General features: G+C 25.3%; 5 protein-coding genes and 1 pseudogene. 5 read left to right on the top strand and 1 reads right to left on the bottom strand.

Features of this window, described 5'->3' with window-relative positions; all coding sequences use genetic code 11:
- The first annotated feature begins 288 nt into the window (after positions 1-288).
- The gene (locus BBA70_RS00125; RefSeq protein WP_041639771.1) at positions 289-702 is read left to right on the top strand and encodes an Hsp20/alpha crystallin family protein; all 414 of its coding nucleotides are present in this window, start codon (positions 289-291) and stop codon (positions 700-702) included.
- A 592-nt stretch (positions 703-1,294) separates the two neighbouring features.
- On the opposite strand, the pseudogene BBA70_RS00130 reads toward BBA70_RS00125, so the two are convergent.
- Positions 1,295-4,056, bottom strand: a pseudogene (locus BBA70_RS00130) (cation-translocating P-type ATPase).
- Between the two features lie 790 nt (positions 4,057-4,846).
- On the opposite strand from BBA70_RS00130, the gene BBA70_RS00135 reads away from it, so the two are divergent.
- The 4 genes from BBA70_RS00135 to BBA70_RS00150 all read left to right on the top strand — a co-directional run bounded on the left by BBA70_RS00135 (position 4,847) and on the right by BBA70_RS00150 (position 7,748).
- Complete coding sequence (locus BBA70_RS00135) at positions 4,847-5,629, top strand: hypothetical protein (protein ID WP_252861405.1); 783 nt, start codon at positions 4,847-4,849, stop codon at positions 5,627-5,629.
- Positions 5,542-5,964 carry a hypothetical protein gene (locus BBA70_RS00140; RefSeq protein WP_252861406.1) on the top strand — a complete coding sequence of 141 codons (423 nt, stop codon included), beginning with the start codon at positions 5,542-5,544 and terminating at the stop codon, positions 5,962-5,964. Before BBA70_RS00135 ends, BBA70_RS00140 begins: the two co-directional genes overlap by 88 nt.
- 830 nt (positions 5,965-6,794) lie before the next feature.
- The gene (locus BBA70_RS00145; RefSeq protein WP_011412304.1) at positions 6,795-6,992 is read left to right on the top strand and encodes a hypothetical protein; all 198 of its coding nucleotides are present in this window, start codon (positions 6,795-6,797) and stop codon (positions 6,990-6,992) included.
- A gap of 528 nt (positions 6,993-7,520) precedes the next feature.
- Positions 7,521-7,748, top strand: coding sequence for an SVM family protein (locus BBA70_RS00150; protein ID WP_252861407.1), 228 nt, complete (start codon positions 7,521-7,523; stop codon positions 7,746-7,748).
- Positions 7,749-7,804: the final 56 nt, after the last annotated feature.

The raw sequence follows: 7,804 nt of genomic DNA on the forward strand, positions 1-7,804 counted from the left end.
AAACGCCCTTCATTATTATTTTACCCTAAAATTTATTTATTAGTTTGTAAAAAAAATAAGCACTAATGTATTGACAGTGCCAAAAATTTTTGTTAAAATAAAATTGAGCTTAAAGAATTTAATGTTTTATACATATTATAAAAAATAAAATAAATATAAGAGATTATCAAAAAAAGACAATAAAGATTTATATTTTCATCTAAAGTTGCTTTAAGTTCAAATTAACAAATTATAGAAAATCGTTTTTTGTTTTTTAAGTTAGAAAAGAAGAAAAAAGGAGTGATAAAAATGCTATTTAGTTTAATTAATCAAAATCAAGATTTATTAGAAAATTTATTTGAAGATTTTAAAACAAATTCTTTAACTAATAATAATAATATTATGAAAACTGATATTCAAGAACAAGATAATCAATACCTCATTACTATTGAATTGCCAGGTTTCAAAAAAGAAGATGTTAAAGTTGCTTTGGAAGAAGGTTATTTAGTGGTTGAGGCTAAAAATTCTAAAAAAACTCAAATTAAAGAAGCTAATTTTATACGTAAAGAAAGATTTCAAGGATTTTTGAGACGTAGTTTTTATTTAGGTGATGATTTTATTTTAGAAGAAATTAAAGGTTCTTTAGAACAAGGTTTATTAAAATTAAGCGTTCCTAAAAAAGAAGTTAAACCCAAAGAAAAACATTATATACAATTAAATTAAGATATAATAAAACAAGTTAATTAATTATATNTNTTTTTATTATATATATGATTATTATTTTTATTGGATAATAAAAATGATTAAGTTGTGAATTAATATTTAATGAATGTTAATATTGATTTTAATGGTTGTCCGCAAATAACTTCAAAAGATTTTTATAAATCTTCAATTCTTGTTTTGGCCTCTTCAATTGCGTTTTGAATATTTTTAATATTTGTTTCAATAGTTTTTTTTAAAAAAGGTTTATTTCTAAATCATAAAGTTACCCTTCGAATTCGTATTGTTTTGAGTTTGTGATTGTGGTTGGGGGTGTTGGTGTAAATTTTGTATAAGATGAGTAAGGATTTGTGTTGCCTTTGATGTTTTTTCTACATTTCCTTTATAAGCTCTTTTTTGGATGTTGATAATTGTTGTGCAGGGGGTTCGTTATTTTCTTTTTATTTGGTATTTTACTTTTTTTGTAAAAACACTCAATAAAAGTTAAAAAAGTAGTTTTATGAAATTTAAAGAGACTTAATAATTGATATTAACAAAAAAAGACCTCTAAAAAAAAGAGATCTTTATTTTATAAATTATTTAATTGTAAGTTATATTAGTTTATTTTTGATTTTTTTGGTTTAAATGCAAATACTTTTTTCTTCCATATGGTATCAAATAATAACATAATTAAAGGACATAATAATAACCATAAATAATGAGATATATTAATATCCTTAGTATGAAATATATCACTTAAAAAACTAAATTTAGTAATTAATGCAAAGAATAATACTTCAATTATAATACCGTAGTACAATATTTTATTAGGTTTTTTGATAGTTTGCCAAAAGAAAAGTTTGTTAGAGCGACAAGCAAATGCGTTTCCTACTTGAGCAAATATAACAGCTCCAAATGCCATAGTAGAAGCTAGGTAGAAATTGTCTTTTGTGTCAAAATTGTAAACTGCACAAAAAAATGCTAAAGACATTAAGCCTTCAACCATTCCTAAAAAGCCATAACTACGTTTTAATACTTTAGCGTCCATTAGATGATCGTTTTTAGTGCGAGGTTTTTGGACTAATAAACTTGGGTCAGTTTCTTCGGCTCCTAAAGCAATAGCAGGAATTAAGTCAGTTAAAAGATCAATTGCTAAAATTTGTAAAACATATAAGTAAGGTTCTTTAACTCCTAAAAAAGCAATAGCGATGAAAGGAAATATTTGAGGGATATTAGAAGCAAAGACATAAGTCATGAATTTTTTGATGTTTTCATAAATACAACGTCCTTCTAAAACAGCTTTCGAAATAGTTGCAAAATTATCATCTAATAAAATCATATCAGCAGCATTACGAGCAACATCAGTGCCTGCTTTTCCCATAGCAATTCCTATGTGAGCTGCTTTAAGAGCTAAAATGTCGTTAACTCCGTCGCCAGTAACACCCACTATTTCTCCATTTTTTCGGTATGCTTGAACAATTTTTAATTTGTGTTTGGGAGTGGTGCGTGAAAAGACAACTGGATGAGGACTTTTGAGGACTTCTTGTAATTTTTCTAAAGACATTTTGTCAAGGTCACAGCCGTCCAAACCAACGAATTCTTCTTTTACGATACCTACTTTTTTTCCAATGGCAGCAGCAGTAAGACTGTAATCTCCTGTAATGATAGTAATTTTAAGTCCTGCTTGAGTTAATTTTTTAACTGCTTCTTTAACTTCTTCTCTTGGTGGGTCATAATTAACTGCAAACCCTAAAAAAACCATATCTTCTTCTAGGGGAGGATTTTGTTCAATTTTTTTGTAAGCAAGAGCAAGAATGCGGTATCCTTGGCTTGCAAATTGGTCGTTTTGTTTAAGGAATGATTCTTTTTCGTGATGGCTAAAGGGAATTACTTGAGAGCCTTTGTATTGCATTTGACATTGTTCAAGGACAATATTAGGAGCCCCTTTAATAAATAGATATTGTGAATTGGTGTCATATGCAGGTTCTTGGTGGTTTTTAACTAAGACACTCATTTTTTTCTTTCTGAAGTAAAAGGATTTAATTGGAGTATTTCTAAGTTGTTTTTTACTTCTTCAATGTTATAACCGTATTTTTTAGCAGCAATCAATAAAGCTCCTTCAGTAGGATTGCCGATTAATTCAAATTGGTGGGGTTTAGTTGGCATATGAATTAATTTAGCCTCAGAACATAGAACTGATGCAATTAAGAATTTTTCAATTCCTTTTTTGTAATCAGCATTGTTTGGGTCAACAATAAATTTTTGTTCGTCGTTATAACCAGAACCCTTTAATTTGATAGCGCCATCAGGAGTTACAATTTTTCTTACTGTAAGTTGGTTTTGAGTTAAAGTTCCTGTTTTATCAGTACAAATAACAGTGGTAGAACTTAGGGTTTCTAGGGAAGAGATTTTTTTAACTAAAGCGTTTTGTTTAGCCATTCTTTGAGAACCAATAGCTAAACTTAAATTAACGGTAGGAAGCAAGCCTTCAGGAATGTTTGCAACTAACATACCAACTGCACAAACAATTGCTGTTTTAAAAGCTGTCATATTATATTGTTCTGCTTTAAAAAAACAAATCAGAAAGACAAATAAAGCTGCACAAGAAGCAATGATACTTACTTTTTTAACGATGTGGTGCATTTCTTGGTCTAGAAGGTTTTTGCCTTTTTCAATGCTTTGAGCAATGCTTGAAACTTCTCCAATTTGGGTGTTATTTCCAATAGCATAAACAACCGCAAAACAACTACCTTGAGTAACTGTAGTACCTGCATAAACTAAATTAGGTATTTCAGCAATAGAATTATTGTCTTCGAGGTTTGGCATTTCAGTACGGTTTAAAGGAATAGTTTCGCCTGATAACATTGAATTGTCAACAAAAAAACTATTAGATTGAATAATGCGCGCATCCACTGGAACTTGGGTTCCTGTTTCTAAAAAGATGACATCTCCAATGGTAAGTTCAATAACGTCCATTAATTCTATTTTTTTGTTGCGGTAAACTTGAACTTTTTTAGGAATCATTTTACCTAAAGAAGACAACATTTTATCAGTTTTGTATTCTTGGGAAAAAGAAAATAAGCCGTTTACAATGATAACTAAAATAATAGAAATACCGATGGCTGCTTCTTTGGGATTAATTACAAAAATCATTAATGCTGCTATCCATAACAAAATAGCCATTACCGAGGTAAATTGTTTGATGAATTGTTGCCAAAACGGAAAAGATTCGCCTTTTTTGATAATATTTTTACCGTAGAGAGCTTGTCTTTCTTGGGCTTGTTTATTAGTAAGTCCGTAAGCATCAGTGTTTAGATGTTTGACAACAGCATCTTTATCAAAACGACTGATTTGCAAAATTTCTTCTTTTTTATTCATATAAAGTTTTTTCCTTTGACTAAATTTTATATTTTAGTATTTTGTTAACTGATATATAAAAAATATTTGCAAGGCTATAATGGTGTATAAAATTAAATGGAATAAAGGAATTCAAAATAATAAGGATGCTAATTAAGTAAGATAATTTTTTTGGTGGGGGAGTTTGGTTAAGTTTTTTTGGTTTATATGTGGTTGGTTAGTCTTGTTTTATACAAATCCATTTGTATGTTTTTTCTTGCCTTCTTGTTTTGTATTTACAAGTTTAATAAATTAGTTATATTGTTTTTATAAATAATAAAAATAAATCAGAAAAGTGCCACAACCAAATTTATAAAGTATTATCTTGGGTCAATTTTACAAAATTAAATTATTTTTTAGTTCGTTTATTCTAGTCATCTTTCTTTTGATGATTAATTATTTTTTTATAAGCCTGACTAAATTATAACAAAACAAAAAATAAAAGCTAATAATAAATTTTAAAAAAATGTATTATTTTCATAATTGGGAACTAAAAACCCTTATTTTGGGAATTATTTGGGTGGAATTGAGTTATAAAATTTCTTGAAAGTAGGTTTTTTTAAATATATAAATCATTCAAATTTATAATTCTTAAATCTATATTATAAAATATAATAATATATGTATGAAAAATTTTAATATTCGTTTATTTATAAAATATCATTTTAATAACTAATTATCAAGTATAAAAATTTATCATATATTAATAAAGCACATTTTTCATTATCAATTATTTTTTCATGTTAAATTTTTAAGGAAATAAAAACTAAATATGATTTCTAAAACCCCAAAATTATTTTGGATAAATATTGCTATTATTATTTTTATAGTAATTATGATAAAAGAATTTATAAACTTGCCAAAAAAAAAGCCAATTAATTTAAATACCAACAAAACCCATATTATTTATGATGTTGTTCCTGTAGGGGCTTATTTTACAAAACCTTCTATAAATATGTCATTAAAAAAGTACCATTTATCTTCTGCAAGATCTAATTATAATATTTATACTGATGAAAAATACATTCCTTTAATGCCTGAACTTGTGGAAAGTCAGTTAACAAAAGAAGGGAAAAAACACCGCGATAATGAAGTTATGCAAATTGCTAAACAAGCCAAAGAGCACCAAAATAAAAAGTTTAGTTTTTCCATTTTCCAAGAAGAAAAAAATATTTTAAGAGAAATTCAACCAAATGGAATAATTATTGAAGGTTTTTTAGACTCTCGTTTGCTTACGCAAGTAATTTTACCAAGTGGATCTGTTTTTAAATATTATATACCAACACAAGACAACAATATAAAAACTATTAAAGAAATTTTGTGTGCTAACGGACAAATCCTAAAACCTGATTTTTCTTATATTTTGGATTTTTCTATAATGCAAACAACACCACTTACTCCCAGTCAATTAACAGCTTATCACGAAGCGGGACATGCATTAATAGTTTTGCAATTTCCTTTTGCATTATGTTCGGTGACCAAAATTTACATTCAAGAAACAACCACCGATTCGATGTTTTTTTTGGACAAACAGCTGTTAGGCATCCAAAATTAAATCAAGGTGGTTGGCAAAGATTAGTTTTACAAGCTTTTGGAGGTGTAGCTGCGCAACAGTATTTAGCTAATCAAGGCAAAATTCCAAAAGAAAAAATATTTTTAGGAATTGATGATGATTTTCAATTTATAGAAAAACTTTTAATGGAAAATAATCAATTGCATAAAGTAGATTTAAATAAATTATTTCAACAAGCTTATAATATTGTTGTAAATAATAAAGATTTATTAGATATTATCGCCAAAGAAATAGACCAAAAGAAAATTTTACAACAAATAGATATAGAAAGAATTATCAAAGATAATCATATGTTAGTTACTAAATTAAGAATTTGATAAATATATTTTCATTTATTTTGTTTTTGTTATCGATTTAGAATTAAAATTATTAAATAATTAAAATATTTTGCCAAAATAAACTTTTTTTAAAAAAAGACTTTAAAAAAACTCTTTTTTATTTATAAAATTTCAAGAAAAAGCTCAAGATATAAAAATTAGTTAGCAAATTTGATCGTTTTTTTGTGATAAAATGACATTAATAGCAAATATTTTATCTCTATTATAGTTTTTTAAATTAATAATAAATAATTCTTTATTTTTTCTCATAAGTTAAATAATTACAAAATTAAAAAAACCTCTTTTTATTAATTATTGTTGTATGGTGTTGATTGGATTTTTGAAAGTAATTATAAAAACGATGTTTTTAATAACAAAATAAATTATAATTCCCCAAATCTTTAAACCTGCTTTATTGCTTCCAGGACGTTTTTCGCTGTTCTGTTTTTTTAGGCAACTTTTGTCTCTAAAATTGTTCTTTAAAACTAAAAATTAAGTAGATAATTTCATATCTTTTCAAACTAAGAAAATATTTTTTAAATTTCAAAAATTTTCTAAACCTTTTAATAATTCATTAGTTTCAAAAGATATTTTTTTAAAATATTTTATTCTTACACTCTATAGTTAAGCAAAAAAGTTAAAAACTCGTCTTCAAAATTAAATTATAATTATTTTTTTACGCAATTTTGTTCTTTTGGTGAAAAAATTTGCAAAAAGAAAACCTTTTTCAAGGTTTTAATGAGGTGTTCCAAAAGTTTAGGCTATTAAAAACAAATCTTTTATTTGAAAAAATTGAAATTAGTAAATGTAAAGTTTTTATAAAGGCACTTTTGATAAAAAAAGATTATGTTAATAAAGTTGTTTCATATGTTAGTAAATATGTCTCTAAAAATGATAAACAAATTGAAACAAATTCTAATAAAGGAATTGATTTTTATAGTCGTCATTTGTTTGGATTTTCTCGTACATGTTTTTCTTGTCCTCAAGAATCTTTTTTGGTATTATTTCCTTATGATATAATTAAATAAATAGAATTAAGTTCATTGCCAATGGTTAATTTTAATTTTTCTAATATATCTGAATGGAATATTAAACAAATAATTAATGGAAGAAATATTAACATTCCACATAATTTAATTTTATTGTTTAAATCTTATATGACTCCAAAACAAGCTCAAAATTCTAATTATTTTAGTTAGTTTAAATTAAATATTTTTAATTAATTTTGCTGTCTAATTATTGGACGGCTTTTGTTTTTGGAAAAAAATAAATAAAATTATTTATAAATTACAAAACTTAAAAAACTTTAAATTATTGAAATTATTAATGCTAAAATATAAGTAATAAGAAAAAGTTTTTTTTAAAAGAAACAATATTTTGAAAAAACTCAGCAATAAAGGAAATAATCAAAACTTTAGAAAACGCCTCTTGCAAATATTTCTAAGAAAACGCCGAATTCCCTTATAAAATAGAAACTCTAAAAAGAAACTTTCAAGCTGAATTAAAAAGAACAATAATCCCTGGTTGGGAATAAAAAATTAAAGGAGATTTTATTAATGTTTAAAGTAAAAAAACAATTTAAAATAATAAGTGTTTATTTGTTTATTTTTTTAGGATTATTATTTATTAATAATAATCATCAAGTAATGGCGATGGAAAAAGCAAATAATCATATTGATAAAAAAGCAATTAATACAAGCATACAGTTATTTGATCTTTTAAGAGATCAAAAACAAATTGTAGAAAAAATACATTATTTTAGGAATAAAGAAAAAAAAGATTAAATTTCTATGAAGTACAACAAATTATAAAATTAGAACAAAAAATATTGAATTAAAAC

It is taken from the genome of New Jersey aster yellows phytoplasma (assembly GCF_002554195.1).
GTDB lineage: Bacteria > Bacillota_I > Bacilli_A > Acholeplasmatales > Acholeplasmataceae > Phytoplasma.

What these genes read in the sequence shown, in the direction of transcription:
- BBA70_RS00140 (WP_252861406.1), top strand. Translation starts at nt 5,542, where the DNA reads ATGTTCGGTGACCAAAATTTACATTCAAGAAACAACCACCGATTCGAT.
- BBA70_RS00150 (WP_252861407.1), top strand. Translation starts at nt 7,521, where the DNA reads ATGTTTAAAGTAAAAAAACAATTTAAAATAATAAGTGTTTATTTGTTT.
- BBA70_RS00135 (WP_252861405.1), top strand. Translation starts at nt 4,847, where the DNA reads ATGATTTCTAAAACCCCAAAATTATTTTGGATAAATATTGCTATTATT.
- BBA70_RS00125 (WP_041639771.1), top strand. Translation starts at nt 289, where the DNA reads ATGCTATTTAGTTTAATTAATCAAAATCAAGATTTATTAGAAAATTTA.